General features: G+C 74.3%; 18 protein-coding genes. 12 read left to right on the forward strand and 6 right to left on the reverse strand.

From position 1 onward, the window contains the following. Positions 1-167: 167 nt before the first annotated feature. Positions 168-452, reverse strand: a complete 285-nt coding sequence (locus F7P10_RS11570; protein ID WP_176611421.1) for a DUF397 domain-containing protein — start codon at positions 450-452, stop codon at positions 168-170. Continuing rightward, positions 449-1,315, reverse strand: coding sequence for a helix-turn-helix transcriptional regulator (locus tag F7P10_RS11575; RefSeq protein ID WP_176611422.1), 867 nt, complete (start codon positions 1,313-1,315; stop codon positions 449-451). Before F7P10_RS11575 ends, F7P10_RS11570 begins: the two co-directional genes overlap by 4 nt. Before the next feature lie 327 nt (positions 1,316-1,642). Between F7P10_RS11575 and F7P10_RS11580 the strand changes: the two genes are divergently transcribed. The 6 genes from F7P10_RS11580 (at position 1,643) to F7P10_RS11605 (ending at position 8,305) form a co-directional block, all read left to right on the forward strand. Beyond that, positions 1,643-2,218: an ATP-binding protein gene (locus F7P10_RS11580; protein ID WP_151009356.1), complete on the forward strand. Its 576-nt coding sequence runs from the start codon at positions 1,643-1,645 to the stop codon at positions 2,216-2,218. A gap of 126 nt (positions 2,219-2,344) precedes the next feature. Further along, entirely contained in the window at positions 2,345-2,698 is a 354-nt protein-coding gene (locus F7P10_RS11585) for an STAS domain-containing protein (RefSeq protein WP_151009357.1), read from the forward strand. Between the two features lie 150 nt (positions 2,699-2,848). Then, positions 2,849-4,108 carry a pitrilysin family protein gene (locus tag F7P10_RS11590; RefSeq protein WP_151009358.1) on the forward strand — a complete coding sequence of 420 codons (1,260 nt, stop codon included), beginning with the start codon at positions 2,849-2,851 and terminating at the stop codon, positions 4,106-4,108. Beyond that, on the forward strand, positions 4,105-5,472 hold the full coding sequence (locus F7P10_RS11595; RefSeq protein WP_151009359.1) for a pitrilysin family protein: 1,368 nt from the start codon (positions 4,105-4,107) through the stop codon (positions 5,470-5,472). Before F7P10_RS11590 ends, F7P10_RS11595 begins: the two co-directional genes overlap by 4 nt. Before the next feature lie 105 nt (positions 5,473-5,577). Then, positions 5,578-7,350 (forward strand): sporulation protein, encoded by a 1,773-nt coding sequence (locus tag F7P10_RS11600; protein WP_151009360.1) that lies wholly within the window; start codon positions 5,578-5,580, stop codon positions 7,348-7,350. Positions 7,351-7,447: 97 nt separating this feature from the next. Then, positions 7,448-8,305, forward strand: coding sequence for a hypothetical protein (locus F7P10_RS11605; RefSeq protein WP_151009361.1), 858 nt, complete (start codon positions 7,448-7,450; stop codon positions 8,303-8,305). On the opposite strand, the gene F7P10_RS11610 is transcribed toward F7P10_RS11605, so the two are convergent. The 4 genes from F7P10_RS11610 to F7P10_RS11620 form a co-directional block, all read right to left on the reverse strand. Then, entirely contained in the window at positions 8,306-9,004 is a 699-nt protein-coding gene (locus F7P10_RS11610; RefSeq protein WP_151009362.1) for a hypothetical protein, read from the reverse strand. A 477-nt stretch (positions 9,005-9,481) separates the two neighbouring features. Next, complete coding sequence (locus tag F7P10_RS42260; RefSeq protein ID WP_176611424.1) at positions 9,482-9,652, reverse strand: hypothetical protein; 171 nt, start codon at positions 9,650-9,652, stop codon at positions 9,482-9,484. A gap of 1,351 nt (positions 9,653-11,003) precedes the next feature. After that, the gene (locus tag F7P10_RS11615; RefSeq protein ID WP_254716548.1) at positions 11,004-11,852 is read right to left on the reverse strand and encodes a hypothetical protein; all 849 of its coding nucleotides are present in this window, start codon (positions 11,850-11,852) and stop codon (positions 11,004-11,006) included. Between the two features lie 67 nt (positions 11,853-11,919). Next, complete coding sequence (locus F7P10_RS11620) at positions 11,920-14,343, reverse strand: SpoIIE family protein phosphatase (protein ID WP_151009363.1); 2,424 nt, start codon at positions 14,341-14,343, stop codon at positions 11,920-11,922. Between the two features lie 273 nt (positions 14,344-14,616). Between F7P10_RS11620 and F7P10_RS11625 the strand changes: the two genes are divergently transcribed. The 6 genes from F7P10_RS11625 (at position 14,617) to F7P10_RS11655 (ending at position 23,327) form a co-directional block, all read left to right on the forward strand. Then, positions 14,617-17,769, forward strand: coding sequence for a M14 family metallopeptidase (locus F7P10_RS11625; RefSeq protein WP_151009364.1), 3,153 nt, complete (start codon positions 14,617-14,619; stop codon positions 17,767-17,769). A gap of 503 nt (positions 17,770-18,272) precedes the next feature. Then, positions 18,273-18,902 carry a sigma-70 family RNA polymerase sigma factor gene (locus F7P10_RS11630; RefSeq protein ID WP_254716752.1) on the forward strand — a complete coding sequence of 210 codons (630 nt, stop codon included), beginning with the start codon at positions 18,273-18,275 and terminating at the stop codon, positions 18,900-18,902. A 283-nt stretch (positions 18,903-19,185) separates the two neighbouring features. Next, entirely contained in the window at positions 19,186-19,560 is a 375-nt protein-coding gene (locus F7P10_RS11635) for an SSI family serine proteinase inhibitor (protein WP_151009366.1), read from the forward strand. A 137-nt stretch (positions 19,561-19,697) separates the two neighbouring features. Further along, positions 19,698-20,132: a CBS domain-containing protein gene (locus tag F7P10_RS11640; RefSeq protein WP_151009367.1), complete on the forward strand. Its 435-nt coding sequence runs from the start codon at positions 19,698-19,700 to the stop codon at positions 20,130-20,132. Between the two features lie 50 nt (positions 20,133-20,182). Then, positions 20,183-20,935 carry an ANTAR domain-containing protein gene (locus tag F7P10_RS11645; RefSeq protein ID WP_254716549.1) on the forward strand — a complete coding sequence of 251 codons (753 nt, stop codon included), beginning with the start codon at positions 20,183-20,185 and terminating at the stop codon, positions 20,933-20,935. A 103-nt stretch (positions 20,936-21,038) separates the two neighbouring features. Beyond that, positions 21,039-23,327, forward strand: a complete 2,289-nt coding sequence (locus tag F7P10_RS11655) for a SpoIIE family protein phosphatase (protein ID WP_254716550.1) — start codon at positions 21,039-21,041, stop codon at positions 23,325-23,327. Positions 23,328-23,386 lie beyond the last annotated feature (59 nt).

Here is a 23,386-nt window from a genome sequence, read left to right on the forward strand (position 1 = left end):
GTTGCCACGGGAACCTTCGCGATGCAAACGGGCCGACGTTCGTTGCTCCGTAGCCGACCCGTCTGCGTATTCGACGAACCGCATGGGGGTGATCCCGGGAGCGGGATCATGCGGGGTTGGGTTGCGGTCTCGAGAAGTTCCGGTAGCGGGTTCCAGTCCGGGACGGACTAGTTGCGGGACATGATCAGATGATCGAAGTCGCCGTCCTTCGCGCCCAGGATGAGAGCCTCGATCTCGGGGCGGGTGTAGATGAGGGCGGGGCCCTCGGGATGGCGGGAGTTGCGCATCGCGACGCGGTCGCCGGGAAGTTCGGCGATCTCGACGCAGTTCCCCTGGGAGTTGCTTCGCCGGGACTTCAGCCAGCGCGCCCCCTCGAGCGCGGTCGCGGGCATCCCGTTGTCGTAGTCGTTCTGACCGGCCGCAAAATGGCCGTAATCGGTCTGGAGCATCATGTCTCTCTGAGAAGATCACCAAGAAGCTCGACGGTGCGTTCCGGGGTGGCACTGTCGACGCACAGGCGTTCCATCGCCTGCAGGTAGGTGTCGACGTCGTCGCGCTTGTCCAGGTACATCGCGCCGGTGAGGTTCTCGACGTAAACCACGTCCGGCAGATCCTGCTCGGGAAAGCGCAGGATCGAGAAGGCCCCTCCCTCGGCGGCGTGGCCACCGAACCTGAACGGCATGGTCTGGATGGTGACGTTGGGCAGCTTCGACATCTCGATGAGGTGCTCGAACTGGCCCCGCATCACTTCCGGACCGCCGATGGGACGCCGCAGCGCCCCCTCGTCCAGGACGGCCCACAGGCGCGGCGCGTCCGGGCCCGTGAGGCGCTCCTGGCGCTGCAGGCGCAGCTCCACGCGCTGTTCGATCTCTTGTTCCGCGGCACCGGCGTTCCCCAGGCGGATCACCGCACGCGCATACCCCTCCGACTGCAGCAGCCCCGGGACGAACTGCAGTTCATACGTGCGGATCAGCGCCGCCGACTCCTCCAGACCCACATAGGTCTGGAACCAGCCGGGCAGGACGTCGTTGTACCGGTGCCACCAACCGGGGGTGTTGGCCTCCCGCGCCAGCTGCAGCAGGGCGTCGCGCTCGGACTTCTCCTTGACGCCGTACAGCGAGAGCAGGTCGTCCACGTCTCGTTCTTTGAAGCTGACCCGCCCGAGCTCGAGGCGGCTGATCTTCGACTCCGACGCGCGGATGACGTAGCCGGCGTCCTGCCGGGTGACGCCCTTCGCCTCCCGCAGGCGACGAAGCTGCGACCCGAGCAGGATCCGACGCACGGTCGATCCGCTTCCCGGCGTCTCTGAAGTCACGCCCAACCTCCCGGCTTCACTGGCGGACAGCGAACCTAGTGTGCCACTGACCTCCGTGTCCTGCGGTTACCTCCGATCGACCGTGCCCGTCCAAGCCGTCTCACTCCCCCACGACCCGGATGCACGTGCATTGGGCCTTGCATTCGCACGCTACGATGCGCAGGATAACGCACGAGACTTCCGAGCCACGGCTGCACAACGAGAACACTCTGCGGGGTCCCGGGAATGACGTCACGCCATGCGCATAACGACACGGCGCACGACGACACGCGGTGGGAGCTCGGCCCCGTCGTGGGGCCGAGCGACCCACAGCCACAGGACCATGCCGTGCATTCGACACCCGTACCGGAATCCTCCGACCTGCCCCCGCGCCTGGACCGGGGCCTGACGGCGCTCACCGAGATGACCGGGCCCACGGTCTCGTTCACCGTCGCCCCCGACCCCGAGTCGGTCACCGAGGCGCGGCACTTCGCCCTGTCCCGGCTCGACGACTGGGACCTGGCCGACCTCTCCGACGACGTCGGCCTGGTCGTCTCCGAACTCGTCACCAACGCCCTGCGGCACGGTGGCCCCGGGACGGACGGCCGCCGCGCGGGCGACGCCGTCCACCGCGAGGACGCGTACGGGTGCGCGACGACGGGCGCCCTGGGCGATCCCTCCGACCCGCTGGGCTCCGCCCCGTCCGCGATCCGCCTGCGGCTCGTCCACGAGGGTCCCTGGCTGCTCTGCGGGATCCTGGACGCCAGCCGCGCCGCGCCGCGCCGCAAGGAGCCCGACTACATCGCCGAGACGGGACGGGGGCTGCACCTCGTCGACTCGTTCAGCGTCCGGTGGGGGTGGCGCACCCTCGCGCAGGGCAAGGTGGTCTGGGCGCTGTTCCGCGCGGAGCCGCACCGGACATAGGGACAATCCGGATGATCCGGGTATGAGAGGGTCAAATAGGAATGCCCGGCAACGGGCGGAGGTAACGGGCGCAGGTAACGGGCCAGGCGCAGCGACCGGCCCGGACGACCGCAGGGAGGAGCACCGGTGGAGTTCTCCGTCGAGCATCGCGTGGAGAAGGGCCTCACCGTCGTCGAGATCAGCGGCGAGATCGACGTCTTCACCAGCCCCCGGCTGCGCGAGGAACTGCTCGGCATCATCGAGGCGGGCGGCCTGCACCTGGTGATCGACCTGAGCGAGGTCACCTTCCTGGACTCCACGGGCCTCGGCGTGCTCGTCGGCGTCTACCACCGGCTCCGCGCCCGCGACGGCTCGATGTCGTTCACCGGCGTCGGCGACCGCGTCCGCCGCGTCTTCCACGTCACCCAGCTCACGAAGATCTTCGTGCTGCACGCGTCCCTCGAGGACGCCGTCGCGGCCCACGAGTCGCAGACGTCCTGAGAAGTTATCCACAGGTCCGGCGACCGGTTCGACGGAGGTCCGCAGCCGGTACGGTGGCACAGAGATCAAGCCCGCGGCCGTGTTCAGTCAGGGCCCGTCCCGCAGACGCGCGCGGTGCTGTCCGCCAACCGATTCGGACGGGAGCGCTCCGTGGCAGAACAGCCGCTGCATGAGCACACGCTCGGCAATGGCCTGCGCGTCGTGGTCTGCGAGGACCATGTCGTACCGCTGGCCGCAGTGAACCTCTGGTACGGCGTGGGGTCGCGGCACGAGCGGGCCGGACGGACCGGTCTCGCGCACCTGTTCGAGCACCTGATGTTCCAGGGCTCCGCGAACGTCGCCGAGGGCGAGCACGCCGCGCTGCTGGAGAGCGCCGGCGCCTCCTTCAACGCCAGCACCTCCTTCGAGCGCACGAACTACTACGAGACCGTCCCGGTCAGCCATCTGGAACTCGCGCTCTGGCTCGAGGCCGACCGGATGGGCACGCTGCCCGCCGCGCTTACCCAGGCCAACCTGGACAACCAGCGCGACGTGGTGAAGAACGAGCGCCGGCAGAGGTACGACAACCAGCCCTACGGGACGGCGTTCGAGCGGCTGTGCGCGCTGACGTTCCCCGAGGGCCACCCGTACGCGCACACGCCGATCGGGTCGATGGACGACCTCGACGCCACCACACTCGAGGACTGCGCCGACTTCTTCGCCACCTGGTACGCGCCGGGCAACGCGGTCCTGTCCGTGGTCGGGGACGTCGACCCCGAGCAGACGATCGCGGCGGTCGAGCGGTACTTCGGCGGCATCCCGTCCGGTCCGGCGAAGCCGCCCGCGCGCACCGGCGACCTCGGCCCGCTGTCCGGGATCCACGGCGAGACCCTCGACGAGGAGGTCCCCTCCCCCGCCTACTTCGCGATGTTCCCGCTGCCGACGGACGGCGGCGACGACGTCGAGGCGGCCGAGCTCGCCGTGGAGATCCTCGGCGGCGGCTCCGGCTCCCGGCTCTACGACCGGATGGTGCGGCGCGACGAGATCGCCACCGAGGTGTGGGCGGGCGTGACGCGGCTGGCGTCCGGCCCCTCCATCGCGATCGTCGACGCGATCGGCCCCGACCCGGAGAAGATCGCCGCGGTGCTGGACGAGGAACTCGCCCGGTTCGCCGCCGACGGGCCGGACGCCGACGAGACCGCCCGCGCCACCGCCCAGGCCGAGCGCGGCTTCCTGGAGCAGACCGAGACGGTCACCGGCCTGGCGAACGCGCTGTCGCAGAACGCCACCCAGTTCGGCGACCCCGCCCGGGTCTTCACCGCCCCCGGCCGCGCCGCCGCGGTCACCGCGGGCGCGATCAAGGAGATGGCGGGCCACTGGCTCGCGCCCGGCGCCCGCACCGCCCTGACCTACGGAGGCACGCAGTCGTGACGCAGACCCCGGGCCTGAACCTCGCGCCCCGTCCCGTCCCCGGGCCGGTCCCGGCGTGGGCCTTCCCCGCCGCCGACGCCGGCCGCGTCCCGGCCGGTCCCGCGACGCTCCGCTGCGACCTGCCCGGCCGCCGCCTCGCCGCCGTCCGGCTGGTGCTGCACGCCGGCGCGGGCCGCGAGCCGGACGGCCGGGACGGCGTCGCCGCGCTCGCCGCCCGTACCCTGCAGGAGGGCACCGAGCCGGGCGGCGGCACCGCGCTGACCGCCGCGTTCGAACGGCTCGGCGCCAGCCTCTACACCTTCGCCGACCTCGCCGCCCTGCGGATCGGGCTGGACGTCCCCGCCACCCGGCTCGGCCCGGCGATGGAGCTGCTCTCGTCGGTCGTCCGGCGGCCCGCACTGGACGACGCCGACGTGCGGCGCCTCGTCCGCGAGCGGCTGGAGGACATCGCGCAGGAGGACGCCACCCCGGCGGCCCGCGCGATGCGCGAGCTGCGCGCCGTGATGTTCCCCGGCGAGGCCCGCGCGGCCCGCCCGACCGGCGGCGGCCGCGCGTCCGTCGAAGCCCTGACCGGCGCCGACGTCCGCGCGTTCTACGGCTCCATCGTCCCCGCCGAGGCCACCGCGGTCGTCGCGGGCGACCTCACCGGCATCGACGCCGACGCCGCGCTCACCGAGGCGCTGCAGGGCTGGACCGGCACCGGCGGGCCGCTTCCGGCCGCCGACACGATCCTGCCCGAGTCCGCCGCGCGGATCGTCATCGTCGACCGGCCCGGCTCCGTGCAGACCTACCTCAGCTTCGGGCACGGCGTCCCCGACCGCTCGCACCACGACTGGCCGTCCCTCACGGTCGCCGCGCACGTGCTCGGCGGCGGGCTCACGTCCCGGCTGAACACCGTCCTGCGCGAGGAGAAGGGCTACACCTACGGGATGCGCGCGGGGCTGCTGCGGATGCGGTACTGCGGCCTGTTCGTCGCGCAGGGCGCCGTGCATACCGAGGTCACCGCCGACGCCGTCGCCGACGCGCTCACCGAGCTGCGCGGCCTGGAGTCCCGCGGCATCGACGCCGACGAGCACGGCTCGTCCGTCCGGGCGCTGGCCGACCGGGCGCCCGCCGAGTACGAGACGCCGTTCGCCATCGCCACCGAGCTCGCCGACGCGTCCGCGAGCGGCCTGGGCGCCGACTACCCGACCCGGTACCTGGAGGCCGTGCGGGCGTCCACCCCGGACGGCGTCGCGCGCACCTACCGCAAGCACGTCGACCCCGAGGCGCTGACCGTGGTCGCCGTCGGCGACGCCGAGCAGATCCGCGAGCCGCTGGAAAAACTGGGTTACGCCTCTGTCACCGTCACCTCGAAGGAATGACCCGATTCCCCTAGGGTTCCGGTTGTCGGCATGAACCGCCGCAAGGCGGCTTCCGTCTGACATCTGCGGGGAATCCGCGCCGACGTCACGAGAGAGGAACGGCCGGTGTCCTACGGGCAGCCCCACGGGGGCATGGCGGGCGGCGGGCCGTCCGTCGACACGATCCTTTCCGAGCCGAACTGCAAGCCCGGCGGAGTGATCGCGGGCACGGTGCACCTGCGCGGCGGGGGCGGCCCGGTGGACGTCCGGCACGTCACCCTCGCGCTGATGCCGCGGATGCAGAACGGCTACGGCGGCGAGACCGCGGGCCCGGAGGTGTACCGGGGCGCGCTCACCAGGTCGTTCCGGCTCGAGGCGGGCCAGCGGCGCGACCTGGCGTTCTCCATCCCGCTCCCCTACGAGCTGCCGTTCACGACCGTCCTCGGCCGGACGCTGCCCGGCTTCACGATCGGGATGTGCACCGAGGTCGACGCCGTCGGGCAGCCCGACCCGGGCGACGTCGACCCGATCTCGGTCGAACCCCTCGAATCCCAGCAGTGGGTGCTCGCCGCGATCGCGCAGCTCGGCTTCAAGATCGGCAAGGTGACGTTCGAGTCGTCGCGGCTGCGCGGCGTCTCGCAGCAGCTCCCGTTCCACCAGGAGATCCGCCTGTCGCCGCCACCCCAGTACCGCGGCCGGCTCGGCAAGGTGGGGCTGAGCTTCGTGGCGAGCCCCCGCACGATGGCGTTCGTGCTGCGCGCCGAGGACCGCACCGCCCCGCCCGACGACTCGTTCGGCGTGTTCCAGGTCCCGCACGCCGAGGCCGCCGAGGCGGACTGGCAGCGCAAGATCGTCCAGTGGCTGGACGCCGCGACGGCGCTGGCCCCCGCCCCCGGCTCGTCCGGACCGGGCGGGCGCGGGCCGGGCTCGCACGGGCACGGCTCGCACGGGCCCGCGCCGTCGCCGTCCGGCGGGGCGCCGCTGCCGCCGCCCGGCGGCGCGCCCGGATACCCGTCGCCGCCGCCCGGCGGCCCGTCCCAGGGCGGCTACGGTCCGCCCGCGGGCAACCCCCAGTTCCCGCCGCCCGCGCCCGCACCGGGCCAGTCGCCCACCCCGGGGCACGCACCGGGCCGGGCACCGGCCCCCGCCGCAGCGCACGCGTCCGGCCCCCAGAGCTACCCGCCGCCGCCGGGCCAGGGGCCGCCCGGCGGCCCGCCTCCCGGCCAGGGCGCACCCGGCGGTCCGGTGCCCGGCCTCGGCCTCCCCGGCAACCCGCAGCCCGGCGGTCACCCGCCGCCCGGCGCCCCCGCGTACCCGCCGCCGCACCCGGGCGCCGGGACGCCGCCGCCCGTCCATCCGGCGCCCACCGGTCCCCCGCCCGGCACGCCCGCCCCGTACCCGCAGCCCGGCGGCCCGTACGGCGCGCCGCCGCCCGGCGGGTACCCGCCGGCCGCGCACGGCCACCCGGCGCCGCCGCCGCAGCACGTCCACCACGGGCACCCCGGCCACCGCCACCGCGGCCATGGAGCCGCGGCGGCCGGGCTCGCCGCCGGCGGTGTGGCCGCCGCGGGCATCGGCGGCGCCATGGCCGCCGGCGCGGTCGGCGACGCCGCCGTGAACGCCGCCGGATACGCCGCGGGCGCCGCCGCCTACCCGGCCGTGGACCAGTTCGGCAACGCCATCGGGCAGGCGGGGCAGGAGGCGTTCGCCCAGGCCGGCGGGTACGCACTCGACCAGGCGGGCCAGTACGCCGGGCAGATGGCGCAGGACTTCGCCGGGCAGGCCGCCGGCGAGGTCGCGAACGCCGTCGGCGGAGAGGTCGCGAACGCGGTCGGCGGCGAGATCGCCGGCGGCATCGGCGAGGTGCTCGGCGGCCTCCTGGGCGGCCTGTTCGGCTGAAGAAAAGCCGGGCCATTCCGGACGACATCGGCGGCCCCCTCGGCGGGGGCCGCCCGGGGTGGTTATCGTCGGGAGGCAGCCGCCTTCGAGGAGACACATGATCACCGTGATCCTGGTCCTGCTCTGCCTTGCGATCGCCGGACGCGAGCTCTACCTGGCCTCCGACAAGCGGCTCCCCCGCGCCCAGGCCGAGCTGCGCGAACTCCGCGGCCAGCTCGCCGAACTCGCCCGCCGCCACGAGGCCCTGCAGGCCGACGTCGCCGAGGCCGCGGCACCGTCCGGCATCCCCATCCCGCAACCGGACCACACCCCGCCGGACGTCCTCGACCGCTTCGACGCGCTCGGCGACCGCGTCGAACGGCTGGAGAAGTCCGTCGACGAGCTGGCCGAGGACCTCGCCGGACTCGACGCCGACCGCGACGCGCAGCGCGCGCTCGCGCGCTCCCTCGACACGGTGGAACGCGACGTCCGGGAACTGCACCGCGAGATGCTCGACCGGCTCGACCGCGAGGAGGGCGTGGTCGACGGTCTCCTGCTCAGCGAGGAGGGCGAGGCGGAGGCGCTGCTCACCGAGGCCTACGAGAGCTGCGCGTCCGAGTACGGGCTGCGCGTCCGCGTCCGCGACCACCGCGCCGACACCGGCTGGCTCGGCACCGGCTACCACCTGTCCGGCATGCGCCCCGACGCGCTCGCCGCCGAACTGTTCTCGTACGCGCGCGGCCTCTACGCCCCCGACGACCCGTCCGCGCTCGGCGCCCTGCTGACCGAACTCGCGCAGCTGCGCGGGGGCGGCGTCGCGCGCTTCGGCCCGTTCACCGCCGTCCGCACGCAGAGCGCGCTGCTGTGCGGGCTGCTCCCCGACGACGAATGCGAGCCGTGGGAGCTCGCGGGCCGGATCCGCGAACTCCCCGACGACCGGCGCTGCGACCTCACCTGGCTCCGCGCCGACGACTGATCACGCGCGGACGAACCGGGGCGTCTCGTCCCGCATCGTCAGCGCCAGCAGGCACCGCGGCACGCGCGCCTCGTCCACCCCCAGGCACAGCGCGAGCCCCAGGTCGGGATCGACCACGACGGCCCGCCGCAGCGCCCGGAGCGCCCGCCGCGCCCGCGCCCGCGACTCCGCGCGTCCCGGCTCGTGCAGAGTCCCGGTCACCACCCGTCCGGCGAACCGCCACAACTCGGCCGAATCCAGGACACGCGCTCCGGACGACGCGAGGTTCGCGACGATCACGACACCGCTGTCCTCGTCGTCCTCGGCCCGCGGCGCCGTCGGCGCCCCGGTGTCCGGCGCCACCGGCCCGCCGACCGGCCGGTGGTAGCGCAGCGGGTCCAGCGTGTCGATGACGAACGCCCCCGGATACGGGCGCGACGCCCGCCCCCGGTTCGGTTCCCGCGCCTGCTCGGCGTGCGCGCTGAGGTCGAGCACCATCCCCGCGTGGTCGAGCCACGCGGGGACCCCGAGCCCCGCCCGCCGGTCGAGCCCGGCCATCGAGCCCCACAGCTCGTCCGCCCGCCGGGACAGCGTCACCGCCATCCCCGACCCCGGGAAGGCCCCCTCGAGCACCGCGAGCGTCGCCGCCCACGTCGCGCTCCCGACGAACTCCGCGACGAACGCGTCCACGAGCGCCGCGCGCCGTCCGGGATCCGGCACGACGGCCTCCCGCCGCACGGGGGACGAACCCTGCGCACCGTCTCGTCCCGCGCGGGCGCCGGAACGCTCTCGGGTTCGCCCCGCGCGGGCGCCGGGACGCTCGCCGGTTCATCCCACGCGCTCGGCGGGACGCTCGCCGCCTCGTCCCGCACGGGCGCCGGAACGCTGTCCGGTTCGTCCCGCACCGCGCCCGTCTCGAGCGAGCCCCGACGCACCCACGCCGCCTGTTCCGGACGCGGCGTCCCGTCCGCGTGGTCCGGACGGGACGAGTCGTCCGCCGCCCCGACCACGCTCCAGAGCCCGTCGTCGTCCGCATTCCCCGGAGGCAGCCCGCGCCCGACCTCCGCCGAGGGCCCCGGCGGGAGTCCACGCCCCTTCCCGAAGTCGACCGGCGGCCCACCGGACGGTTCTGCCGGCCCACCGCGAACCTCCGCGGCGGCCGCGGAACCCGTCGGCGGCGCATCCGTCGCCGGTTCCTCACGCGGCACCCGAGGCCCGCGCGGCGTCCAGTCGAGCGACGTGGACGAAGGCGACTCCGACCCGGACGGCCCCGGTGGGGACGCGTCCGGCGGCGGTGATCGGTCCGGCGGAGGCGGTGATGCGTCCGGCGGCGACGAGTTCACCTTCCCCCGCGACCTCCAAGGCCACGAGATGCGCCGACCGCGCGCCCTCGGCTCAGCCGCCGAGGGCTCGGGCCGCCACTCGTCCTGCCCCCACTCGCCAACGGCGGCCCCTGCCCGACCGCTCCATGCGACGGGGCACCCCCCGCCCCGCTCCCCCACGAGGCCCCCTCCGCCCCGGGCGACTCCCGACCTTCCGTCCCCGACTGCGACGCCTCGGGCACCGGACGACCGTGCTCCGGCCAAGCCTCACCACCACCACCCGGCACCCCACCCACCGGACCCGCGGACGACCCAGGCAGAGACGACGGACGACCCGGTGCAAGCTCACCTTCCGGACCGGCACCCCACGACACCGGCGCGGACGACGACTCCCCACCCGACGACGGACCCGGATGCGACGCACCGGGGGCCACCGGATGGCCGGAGAACGGTTGCTCGCCCTGCGGTTCCGGATGCGCCGCCGTCGGTCCCGGAACCTCCGCCGCCCCAGGCGCCGGATGACCGAACGGCGACGCCTCCCTCGAGGCATCCAACTCCCGCCAAGCCTCACCACCGCCCGGCGCCCCACCCGCCGGACCCGCGGGCGGCTCAGGCTGAGATGACGGGCGACCCGGTGCAAGCTCACCTTCCGGACCGGCACCCCACGACGGCCCCTCCTGCCACGCGGACCGCGACGCACCGGGCGCCGAACCGCCGGCCCCAGGCCCACCTTCGAGACCGGCACCCCACGGCACCCCCGACCCCGGCTCCCCGCCCGGCGAACCCGGCTGCGGCGCGCCGGGGGGTACCGGATCACTCGACGCGGCGCCGCCCTCGGCGCCAGGTCTCCACGACGGGCGCCCGGTTCCCTCCCCGGAGGGCGGGTGCCCGCCCTCCGGGGCCGGATCGCCGTGGGCTCGCCAAGCCTCCACGTCGTCCTGCGGCGCCCCACCGGGATCCCCGAACGCCCCTGGCCGGGCCGGCGGAGGACCGAAAGCGGGACCGCCCAGTTGCCCCGCTCCCGCGGAACCCGGCGCCGGATGGCCGAACGGCGAAGCCTCCCTCGACGGATCAAGCTCCCGCCAGGCCTCACCACCGCCCGGTGGCGGACCCGCCGGATTCGCGGGCGGGATCGGCTGGGGTGTCGTCGGGGCCGGACGGTGCGGGGCGGACGGGCGCCACCGGGCGCTCGGCGGCTGCTGGGGGCCGTCGGGGCGGGGCCGGGCGGCGGGAGCGGGGGTGAGGCGGATGTCTCCGGACGGTAAGGCCGCGGCGGCGCCGCGGCTGGAGGGGGCTTGGATCTGCCCGCCACGTGGACGTCTCCCGGGTGCGGGAGTTCGGGTTCTGGACGCTCGTGCGGGCCGGATGTCACGCTTCGATCCTGCGGCCAACGAAGATCATCGGCAAGGTGGGCCGAACAGGGCGGCGCACAGGGTCTCGAGACGGTCGGGGCCGTCCTCGACGGGGAGCACGGTGAGGGACTCGCCGTCGAGGCGGAGACGGACGGAGATCTCGCGGCCCGGGGGCTCGTCGACGCCCTGGGCGGCGGCGACGTCCTGCACGCCGACGGAGACGACGGCGGGGATGCGGACGGTGTCGGCGGCGGTGCGCAGGGCGTCCTGCCAGAGGTCGAGGAGCCGGTGGGTGAGGCCGTTGAGGACGCGGGCCCACGGTTCGACGAGGGCGTCCGGGACGTCCTCGGTCTGGAGTTCGGGGAGGCCGAAGCGGGCGAGTCCGCGGGTGACGAACCAGTAGCCGTCCCCGGACGGGGTGTGCGGCAGGAGGATCCAGTCGGTGAGGCGGACCGTGCCGTCGGGGGACGGGAGGGAGCGTTCCAGCCGGTCGCGGGGCAGGATCTGCGGGGTGAAGACGTCGATCACGGTGCCGGGGACGGCGCCCGCGATGGCGCGGGCGGCCCATTCGTGGGCGGGCGGGCGGCCGGGACGGTACGCGGCGCGGACGGCGAGGAGGTGCGTCGCGCGGGAGAGGGCCGCGAGATCGGCGGGGGCGGCGCCGTAGGCGGCGAGCAGGTCGGTGGGGAGCGGGGGCCATTCGGCGATGGGGCGCTGGTCGAGGGTGATCATGGGGCTGTCGAGCATGCCGAGGACGAGGTCGCGCAGGGGCGGTTCGACACGGCGGGCGATCTCGGCGCGGGCCAGGTCGCCGGGGTCGGTGCAGGGTTCCGCCGAGGCCACCGCGTAGACGGCTTCGAGGGTCTCCGGTACGGGCAGGGTCAGTTCTCCCACATGTCGATCTGAACGGAGCCGGCGCCGGAAATGATCTAGCGCGCGGGCGACAGTTCCCTATTCGGCCCTATAGGTCGTGTTCGAACCAGACGACCTTGCCGGCCTCGGTGCGGTGGGTGCCCCAGCGGGCGGCGAGGTGGCTGACGAGCTGGAGGCCCCGGCCGGACTCGTCGGTGGCGGCGGCGGTGCGGAGGTGCGGGAGGTCGGCGCCGTCGTCGTAGACCTCGCAGACGAGCGCGCGCCCCCGGACGAGCCGGAGCCGGATCGCTCCGGCGCCGTGCAGGAGCGCGTTGGTGGCGAGTTCGCTGGCGAGGAGCTGGACGGTCGGGGTGAGGGCGTCGAGGTTCCAGCCGGCGAGGCGTTCGGCGACCTGCGCGCGGGCCCAGCGGACCATGGCCGGTTCGGGGACGAGGTCCCAGGCGGCGACGTCGGCGGCGGGCAGGCCGTCGAAGCCGACGGCGACGAGGGCGATGTCGTCGGCCGGGTCGTCGCCGCCGAGGCCGGCGAGGACGGCGTCGCAGGCGGCGTCGAGGGCGGGGGGCGCGGCGGCCAGGTGGGCGCGCAGCTCCCGCAGGCCCTGGTCGAGGTCGCGGTCGCGGCGCTCGATGAGGCCGTCGGTGCACAGGACGAGACGGGAGCCGTCGGCGACCGGGATCTGGACGGCCTCGAACGGTGCGCCGCCGACGCCGATGGGGACGCCCTCGGGCAGTTCGAGGACGCGGCTGCCGCCGTCGGGGCCGACCAGGACGGGCGGGACGTGCCCGGCGTTCGCGAGCGTGCAGGTGCGGGCGACCGGGTCGTAGACGGCGTAGAGGCAGGTGGCGAGGTAGCCGTCGCCGAGGCGCCGGGCGAGGCCGTCGAGCTGGCGGAGGAGGCGGCCGGGGCGGGTGTCCTCGCCGGCGAGGGTGCGGACGGCGGTGCGCAGCTGGCCCATGATCGCGGCGGCGGTGAGGCCGTGGCCCATGACGTCGCCGACGACGATGCCGAGCCGGCAGCCGGGGAGCGGGATGGCGTCGAACCAGTCGCCGCCGACCTGCGCGGCCTGCCCGGCGGGCCGGTAGCGGTAGCGGACGCGGGCCCCGGCGACGTCGGGCGGGTCGTCGGGGAGCATGCTGCGCTGCAGTTCGTGCGCGACCTGGACCTCGCGCCGGTAGAGCCGCCCGTTGTCGATGCAGAGCGCGGCGCGGCGGGCGAGTTCGCCGAGCACGGCGAGGTCGAGGTCGTCGAAGCCGGGCCGGTCGGGCTTGCGGAGCAGTTTGAGGTTGCCGAGGGCGCGGCCGCGGGCGATCAGCGGGACGATCAGCAGCGCACGTCCGGTGAAGAGGGGGCGCAGGTCGCGGTCGGTGAAGGGGGCGGCGAGCCGGGCGGCGGACGCCTCGTCGACGCGGGGCACGTGGACGTTGCGGCCGGTCCGCATGGCCTGCAGGCAGGACGTTCCGGGCGGCAGCCGCAGGACCTCGCCGTCGGGGAGGAGGCCGTCCCACCGGCCGGGTTCGTCGTTGTGGACGACGCCGACGCGGCGCACGCGGACGGTCTCGGTGATGTCGGTGGCGGGGCTCGCGGAGTCGGCGACGCCCTCGAGGAGTTCGACGGCGGCGAAGTCGGCGAGCTTGGGGACGAGCGTCTCGGCGAGGGTGCGGGCGGCCTGCAGGTGGTCGAGGGAACTGCCGACCTGGTCTCCGGCCTCGCCGAGGAAGGCGAGGTGCTCGCGCACGGTGTCGCGGCGGGCGGCGGGCGCCTCGGCGCCGGTCGCGGCGGCGACGGGACGGACGCGGGGTTCGTCGGGCGGGCCGCCCCGGTAGGGGACGAGCGGCAGCCGGATGCTGAGGCTGAGCGTCACGGCGGGGCAGCCGAGGTCGAGGAGCCGCCGGGTGATGATCGCGGCGGCGGGGTCGGCGCCGGGCAGCAGGCCGGCGAGCGCGCGGGCGACCGGGGCGGCGCCGTCGGCGGGGCCGGCGCCGTCGGCGGGGCCGGCGAGGGCGGGTTCGACGCGCATGAGGCGGGCGCCGGAGTCGCGGCGGGCGGCGCCGTCGGGCCCGGCGACGAGCACCCCGCCCATGGACAGGCCGGGGCCCTCTTCGCGGAGGTGCCGCAGGTCGGCGGCCAGGGCGAGGACGCCGACGCCGGGGGCGTCCTCGAGGTGGTAGACCCACCACGCGGTCTCGACGAGCTCGCCGTGGTCGGCGCGGGGCACGGTGCAGGCGCCGCACCAGACGTGCCCGAACGCGCCGGGCTGGAAGGCGGCGCGATGCTCGGCGGGCAGCCGCAGCAGCGTGGCGGGGCGGCATCCGACGGCGTCGTCGGGCGGGACGCCGAAAAGGTCGGTGGCGGCGGCGTTCCAGTGCACGACGCGGCCGCCGCCGTCGAGGGTGAACGCGGCGAGACGGGCGACGCCGAGGAGCCGCTGGTGCAGGAACCGGGGCGTGTACGCGCCGGTTCGGACGGGCACGGCGCCGGCGGTGTCCGGCCGGCGGCTCTGCGGGACGGTCATGCGGACCCCCTGGGCGGGCGGCGCCTTGCGGCACGCGAGCGTTGACGACCCCTAGTGATGGTGAAGCTACAACGAGTGAGTCCGTTCCGCTGCCGCTATGCGGAAACCGCCGGGGGATTCCCTCGCGCGCCGGACGCACCAGTCGGACGTCCGGTGCACAGGCCCACCAAAATGACCAGAAGCGGCAATTGACGCCAATGGTGCGTTGACACCCCTCCCGCCCCGGATGACGATCACGCGACCCCCGTTGTGATCAATGCCAGGGAGGGCGCGATGACGCGCACGCTGTTCCGGCACAGACGACTCACACCCATCCTGGCCGCCGGGGCGCTCCTGATCGGAGTGCTCACGGCGGCCCCCGCGACCGCCGCCCCCGCTCCCCGCGACGCGGGCGGCGTCGTGGACGTCTACACCGCCGAGCTGACGCCGGCGCAGGTCAAGATCCTCGACCGGGCCGGACTCCCCCGCGAGGACGTCGAGATCGGCAAGGGAAGCGACGGCCGTGTCCGCGTGGAGGCCGTGCTGAGCGGCGCGCAGGCCGCCGAACTCAACCGGCGGGGACTCGGCCTGACGGTCCGGAAGGTGGACGGCAAGGACGTGCGGGCGCGCGCCAAGGCGGCCCCGGACAACGTGTTCCGCCCCTACAGCGGCCCCGGCAACCTCCGCGAGGAGATGGTCGAGGTCGCCGCCGCGAACCCGTCGATCGCCACCGCGGTCGACATCGGCGAGAGCCACCAGGGCAAGCCGATCACCGCCGTCCGGGTCAGCAAGGACGTCGCGCGGTTGCGGGACGGGCAGCGCCCGGTGGTCGTGTACCAGGCGGCGCAGCACGCGCGCGAGTGGATCACGCCCGAGATGGTGCGGCGGCTCCTGCACCACTACGTGGACGGCTACGGCACCGACCCCGAGCTCACGAAGATCGTCGACACCACCGACATGTGGTTCATCCCGGTGCTCAACCCGGACGGCTACGATCTCACGTTCGAGGACGGTTTCCGGCTCTGGCGCAAGAACGTCCGGGACAACGACGGCGACGGGCGGATCTCCGGCCAGGACGGCGTCGACCTGAACCGGAACTTCCCGCACAAGTGGGGCTACGACAACGAGGGCTCGTCGCCGCAGCCGACGAGCGCCACCTACCGCGGGCCCTCGCCCGGCTCGGAGCCGGAGACGCGGGCGCAGCTGAACCTCTACGACCGGCTCAAGCCGACCTACCTGGTCAACTACCACTCGGCGGCCGAGCTGCTGCTGTACGGCAACGGCTGGCAGACGCTGACCCGCAGCCCGGACGACCTGATCTACGAGGCGCTGCTCGGCGACCCGGAGGACCCGGCCGTCCCCGGCTACGTCCCGCAGCTGAGCGCGCAGCTCTACACCACCAACGGCGACACCAACGACCACACCGACAACGTGTTCGGGACGCTCTCGTACACCCCCGAGATGGCGACGTGCCAGACGGCCGCCGGGTACGACCCGGACGACGAGTGGGAGCCGGGCGACTGCGGCAGCGGCTTCGAGTTCCCGGACGACGAGACGCTGATCGAGAGGGAGTTCCGCGGCAACCTGCCGCTGGCGATCGCGACCGCGCGGTCGGCGCAGGACCCGGATAATCCGGTCTCGGTCGTCGACCGCACCACGCCGGACTTCGAGATCGACCCGTTCGAGGTCTCGTACGGGCCCGAGCAGGAGGTGGCGGCGTTCGTCCGGCGGTCGCTGGCGAACCGCGACCTGCGGTACCGGATCAACGGCGGTCCGGTGCGGCAGGACGGCGCCCGCGAGTGGCGGGGCGGCGAGCGGTACGGCGAGGGCAACGACCGCTACTACGGCGAGTTCCGCGGCAAGGTCTCCGGGCAGAAACCGGGGGACGAGGTCGAGGTGTGGTTCGCCGGGACGAACGAGAAGGGCGAGCGGGTCGAGAGCGAGCACTTCACCTACGAAGTGCGAGATCAGCAGAAGGCCGACGTGCTGGTCATCGCGGACGAGGACTACACCGGCGTCAACCCGACCTACCCGGCCGGAACGGACGGGCCCAAGTACGCCGGGCAGTACGCCGATCTGGTGCGCGAGGCCGGGCACACTCCGCTCGTGTGGGACGTCGACAAGGACGGCGCGCCGCACGACCTTGGCGTCCTCAAGCACTTCCGGGCCGTGGTCTGGTACCTGGGCGACAACCGCCTGACCCAGGACGAGGCGGACGAGCCGGTACGGACGCCGCTCGGTCCGATGGCGGACTCGCAGGTCGCCGACCGCGCGAAGGATCTGCTGCTGAACGTCCGCTCGTACCTGAACGAGCGCGGGAAGCTGCTGCACGTCGGTGAGACGACCGGCTACGCGGGCGAGGCCAGCCGCTACAACGGCGGCGGCCTCTACTACGGCCTCAAGGGCGCGCCCGGCGAGCCCTGCGTGATCACCACCAGCTTCCGGGACGACTGCGAACTGCTGTCGGACGACTTCTTCCAGTACTACCTGGGGGCCTACGACCGGCAGCACATCGGCTCCCCCACCACGTTCGTGGGGTCGGCCCAGAGGCCGTTCTACGGCATCGAGGCGGGCCTGGCCGGGACCTCGTCCAACGAGCTGGACGAGGCGGGCGGCTTCCAGGTCACCTCGACCGTCCTGCCCGCCGGCGACTTCCCGCAGTTCCGCAGCTGGAAGGCCGGCGACTACACCGGCGCGGCGGCGGGCACCGAGCCCATCGAGGGCCGGTACTACGTCGCCGGGACGCACGAGGACGGCCTCTACCGGCGGCTCACCCGGACGATCGACCTCACCTCGGTCCCGGCCGCGCAGGCTCCTGCCCTGCAGGCCATGCTGTCGTACAGCACCGAGGGCGGGTACGACAACGTGATCGTCGAGGCCCGCACCGCGGGCGGCGATGACTGGACCACGCTGCCGGACGCGAACGGCCGCACGGAGACGACCGTCCCGACCCAGTGCGAGCAGGAGTACCTGCTCGACATGCACCCGTTCCTGGAGCACTACCTCACCCGCGGCAACCCGTGCGGCGCCACCGGGACGACCGGCGAGTGGCACGCGTTCACCGGCGACTCGGGCGGCTGGGTGCCCGCCGAGTTCGACCTGTCCGCGTATGCGGGCAAGCAGGTCGAGGTGTCGATCTCCTACGTGAGCGACCCGTTCACCGGCGGGGCCGGGCTGTTCGTCGACGACACGAAGGTCACGACGTCCGAGGGCGAACTGGACGCCGAGGGCTTCGAGTCCGGGCTCGGACCGTGGACGATCCAGGCCGCGCCCGCGGGCAGCCCGGGGAACGTTTCCGACTTCGTCCGCTCGGAGGCCGTCGTCGACTCGGTGTCGGCCGTCGCGACCAGGAACACCGTCCTGCTCGGGTTCGGCCTCGAACAGGTCGAGTCCAAGGCCCGCCAGGAGGCTCTGATGGAGGGAGCGCTGAACCTCCTGCTCCCCTGACCGATCCCCGATCATGTCCACCCGGGCCGGGCTAACCGGCCAGTTCACCTGATCGACGGGTAAAGTACGCCCCCAGGAGCCACACGCTTCTGGGGCGTACCACTTCTTGTGACGGACGCCACGCAACCTTTCGGGCCCTTCACGGCGTCTTACGTAACGAGAACACCATCGGAGAGCAGAGCGCCGGTCCGGACAGCCCGCGACGTCCCGGAAGACGGGGTCGCCCTGGCATCGCCCGACTCGCACGTCTCCCTCGGCCCACCTTCCAAGCGAGGCCGAGCGACCGACACGCCGACCCCGGCAGAGCCGACGGGGAGAACACGGCGCCCGGCCATGGCCCATCGACGTTGAAACGCGTCATGAACCCGGCCGAAAACCGTCGGAAACCGGTGGCACGTACCAACGAACGGGGGGCGGTCCTTCCGCCCGAACACTCGCGCGCACGCCGCCGAGCGCGCGACTGCAGGCCCCCGCGCCTGCAGGCAACGACCACGGGAGCGATGATGACCGCTGCTACCTTCACCACCGACCACCGCACCGAACGCGAGTTGCCGAGCACCGAGCGTTACGAGCGGGACGTCCTTCCTCTGGCCGACCCTCTGTACGCCCAGGCCGTCCGGATGACCCGCAACAGCGCGGACGCCGAAGACCTGGTGCAGGAGACCCTCGCCAAGGCCTACGTGAACTTCCACCAGTTCAAGGAGGGCACGAACCTCAAGGCCTGGCTGCACCGCATCCTGACCAACAACTTCATCAACACCTACCGCAAGAAGCAGCGCGAGCCGCAGCGCGCCGGCTCCGAGGAGCTGGAGGAGTGGCAGATCGCCCAGGGCGAGGCGCACGCCGAGGGCTTCCGGTCCGCCGAGCACGAGGCGCTCGACCGCATCCCGGACGCGCGGATCGTCGACGCGCTGCGGGCCCTGCCCAAGGAGTTCCGCGACGCGGTGTACCTGGCCGACGTCGAGGGCTACCCGTACAAGGAGATCGCCGAGATGATGGGCACCCCGATCGGCACGGTGATGTCCCGGCTGCACCGCGGCCGCAAGCAGCTCCGCGAGTCCCTGGCCGACCACCCGCGCGCGGGCCGCGCCCGCCCGGACGAGCCCGCCGACGCCCACACGCTCGCCGCCTGACCCGCCTCGCGGGCCCGCGCCCCGGGCCGTCCCAGTACCGCCCAGGGCCCGCCAGGCCCCCGGTGGGGCCGTCCGGCCCCGACCAGACCCGCCCCCGGCTCCCCCCGGTCCTCCCGATCCGACCCCGCGGCCGCCCCACGGCCGCGGGGTCGTCCGCCGTCCGCTCCCGGACGGCCGCACGCGATCGGCCGATCGCATGCGCATTGCGTAGCCGAGCGAGTACAGTGAGCGATGTCCCCCCATCGCCCCTCGGTCATCCGACCCCCGACCCTCGGGAGCCTCGATGCCGCACACGTTCGGCAGCGTCCTCGTCGGCGCCGCCCTCGCCCTGCTGCCCGTCGCCCACTCCGACTCCGGCACCTCGATCCGCCTGACGATGAAGCACCCCGGCCGGGAGGGCGCCGGCCCCCGGACGGCGACGCTGCGCTGCGACCCGCCCGGCGGGCGGCACCCGGAGGCGATGCGGGCCTGCGCCGACCTGAAGGAGTCGGGCGGCCGGTTCGAGCACGAGCCGGACGGACGGATGTGCACGGCGATCCACTCCCCCGCGGCCGTCCGGGCGGAGGGCACCTGGCGGGGGCGGCCCGTCCGGTTCCGCAAGACCTACCCCAACGACTGCGTCATGCGGTCGCAAACCGGAATGATCTTCGCGTTCTGACCCGGCGGCCCGCCGCCGCGACCGCCTCCGCCGGAGGTCGGGGGCCGGATTCCGGCCCGGTGCATGAGCGGGCCTAGCGTGGGTAAAGCGCGCACACGGCCATGCGAGCGCCGGAGAATCAGGAGGATCTGCGCGCGATGTCACGAACAATAAGCGAGGTGATGACCGCGGCCCCGCAGGCGCTGCCACTGGACTCGACGCTGGACGAGGCGGCCCGCGTGATGCGCGACCAGAGCATCGGGGACGTCCTCGTCACCTACGCGGGCCGGTTGTGCGGGGTCGTCACCGATCGCGACATCGTGGTGCGGGCCGTCGCGGAACGCCGCGACACCTCGCTGACCCCGCTCGGTGACGTGTGCACCGCCGAGCTGACGACCGTCCGTCCCGAGGACGACACCGAGGCCGCCGCCCGGCTTATGTGCGAGCACGCCGTCCGGCGGCTGCCCGTGGTGGACGCCCAGCAGCGTCCCGTGGGCATCGTGTCCCTGGGCGATCTGGCCATGGCCGACGGCGGCGGCCCGGGCGCCGCCCGCCCGCTCCACGAGATCAGCAGGGCGGCGCCCAACAGCTGATCCCGGGGCAAGGGTCGGCGCACGGCGAGCGGCGAGATACCGTCATTGGTGTGACGCCGACCGATACGGTCCTGACCGACCAGCTCGCGCTGGAGATCGCGCGACTCGGCATGGTCGGGGACTCCTCCGATGTGGGCACGCTGCACCGCGTGGCCGAGCTGGCCGCCCGGGCCGTCCCCGGCTGCGCCGGCGCGTCGGGCGTCCGCTGGGCGCTGCCCCGGACGAACGGCGGCCCGCCCGCCATCCCCGAGGAGGCCCGTCCCGAACCGGTGGCCACCGCCGCCAGCCATCCCGACATCGCCGAGGTCACCGACCGCCAGCTCGCCCGCGGCGACGGCCCCCTGTTCGACGTCGTGCTGGAGGGGCGCCCGCTCGGTTCCGACGACATCCTTGCCGAGACCCGCTGGCCGGCCGCGATGTCGGACATGCTGCGGCGGGGCGTGCGCTGCTTCACCACGTCGCCGCACCTCAACGCGAACGTCATGGTCACGCTGACCCTGTACGGGGTGACGCCCAAGGCCCTCGGCTCCGGCCGCCACGCGCTGGCCGCGCTGCTGATGGCGCAGGGCAGCGCGACGATGTCGAACACCCAGCAGTACGACGACGTGCACCGCACGGCCGTCCAGCTCCAGGAGGCGGTCGAGGCCCGCGCCATCGTGGACCAGGCGAAGGGCATCATCATGCACGCGCTCGGCTGCGACGCCGACGAGGCGTTCGCCGAGCTGCGCCGCATCTCCCAGACGCGGCACGTGAAACTCACCGCGCTGGCCCAGCGTATCGTCGGTGACCAGGGGATCACCTAGCCGGGCGGGCGACTGCAAAGGGATCGTGAAGAGCGGGGCCCGGCCCGGTCAGGGGAGCGGCCGATCCGGTTTCGCCGGGGCGACCGGACGAAAGGGAGATCGAATGCAGGACCAGTTCGATCAGCTCGAACCCGAGGCGATGCTGCGCGAGATCACCGAGCTCGAGGGCCGCATCGGAGAACTGCGGCAGGCCGCGGGCATGCCCGCGCCCGATCTGCGCGCCACGCTGGACGCGGCGCTCGTCGAGCTCGAGCTCGCGCTGGCCGCGCTGCGCGCCATGGGCGCCGAGAACGGCCCCGAGCAGGGCGGTTCGACGGCGGCCGAGAACGAGCGGCGGGTCCTGCGCACGGTGTTCCAGGACGCCCCGGTGCCGCTGTTCCTGCTCGACCGCTCCAGCAGCGTGCGCCGGGTCAACCGGCAGGCGGCGACGCTGCTCGGGGTGTCGGCGGGCTACGTGTCGGGCAAGCACTTCGCGGCGTTCTGCGACCTGGCCACCCGGGCGGCGGTGCGCTCGCAGCTCGCGGCGGTCGTCCGGACCGGCCGGCGGCGGCGCGTCCAGGTGCGCTTCCTCGGCGGGGAGCGCGGCATCGACGCGGTGGTGACGCTCGCGCGGGTGTGGATCCGCGGCGAGCCGGACCCCATGGTCGTGGTCGCCGCCGGTGCCGCCAACCCGCCGCAGGGCGGTGAGGGGGCGACGCGGGCGCGGCCGGACGGCCAGGACGCCGCCGCCGACCGGGCCGCCCGCGAGCGGAACGCCGGGAGGCCGGCCCGCGGCAACCCGGACGGTCGAGGCCCGGACCGCGCGAACCCGGACGGCGCGAAGCGGGGCGCGGCCAAGCCGTCCGCGCCGTCGGCAAAGCCGTCCGCGCCCGCCGCACCGGCCGCGGGGAAGCGGCCGGCCGAGGACGCCGTGGTCCCGCGGCCGTCGCAGCCCGACGCCCGGCCGCAGCGGCCGGGGGCCCGGCGGGCCGACCCCGAACCGGCCGCGGCGCAGGAGGCCGGGGCGCAGGAGGCCGGGGCGGAGCGGGCCCGGCCGCCGAAGGTGACGCCGACGCAGGGCGCCCCGGCGGGCGACGACGAGACGGTCGCCACGATGGTGCACCGCATGGACGTTCTCGCCACCGCCTGCGAGCTGCTGCTGGACGAGCCGGTGTTCAACGAGACGGTCGCCGTGCGCCGCTGCGCCCGGCTGCTGGCGGCCGAGTTGGCCGACTGGGCGTTCGTCGACCTCGTCGGCCCGGTGCCCGGCGGGCAGGGCGGCGCCACCGCCGCGGACGCCGGGCCGCTGCTGCGCCGCCAGGTCGCGATGGGGCCGGACGACGAGCGGTCCGTCGCGGCGGCACGGATGCTGGAGGAGCTGGATCCCGTGCAGGGAACGCTCCCGCACACCGTTTTCGTCACCCGGCAGAGCACGGTCCGTCCCCACCTGGAGGACCTGGAGTCCCTCGGCGTCTGCCCGGACGGCCAGCCCGTCTGCGCCAAGATCGGCGCGACGTCGGTGGTGTGCGTCCCGATCGAGGACGGCGAGCGCTGCCTCGGCACGATCACCCTGACGGCCAGCGGCGAGTACGGCCCGTTCGACCTCATGGACCTCGGCGTCGTGCAGCGTCTCGGCCGGTACCTGGCGCTGGTCATCCGGGCGTCCCGGCTGTACCGGCGGCGCGCGGAGGTCGCCGACACGCTGCAGGCGGGGCTGCTGCCGAAGACGCTGCCGGCGATCCCGGGCGCCTCGGTCGCCGCCCGCTACCTGACCGCGACGCACGGTGCCGCCGAGGTGGGCGGCGACTTCTACGACGTGTTCCGCACCGAGGACGGCTGGGGCCTGATCCTCGGCGACGTGTGCGGCAAGGGCGAGGACGCGGCGGCCGTCACCGCGACGGCCCGGCACTGCGCGCGGCTCGCGGCCCGCTGGAAGCCCGCGCCCGGGGACGTGCTCGGCGTCGTCAACGAGGCGCTGCTGGACGAGGACCGGTTCGTCACGGCCGTGATGGCCGGGCTGACGATGGAGACCGAGCGGGTGCTGGTCTCGCTGGGCGTCGCGGGCCATCCCCCGGCGATCGTCGTGCGGGCGGACGGGGTGATCCGGTCGGCGTCGCGCGGCGGGGTACCGCTCGGGCTGTTCGAGGACTTCGAGCCGGGGCTGGACGGCGTCGAGCTGTCGGTCGGGGACACGCTCGTCCTGCACTCCGACGGCGTCCTGGAGGCGTGCAGCCTGCAGCGGCAGGAGTTCGGGCAGGAACGGCTGCTGGAGACGCTCGCCGCGCACGCCAAGGACACCCCGGAGGGGATGCTCGCGGCGGTGGAGCGGGCGCTGGTGGATTTCTGCGACGGCGATCTGCGCGACGACGTGTCCATGCTGGCGTTGCGGGTGGAACCGCCGACGCTGGATTGACCGAGCGTGGGGCTCGCACCGGAATGCGCGATCCATCCGAGAAATTGGGAATTCCCCGA

It is taken from the genome of Actinomadura sp. WMMB 499 (assembly GCF_008824145.1).
Taxonomy (GTDB): domain Bacteria; phylum Actinomycetota; class Actinomycetes; order Streptosporangiales; family Streptosporangiaceae; genus Spirillospora.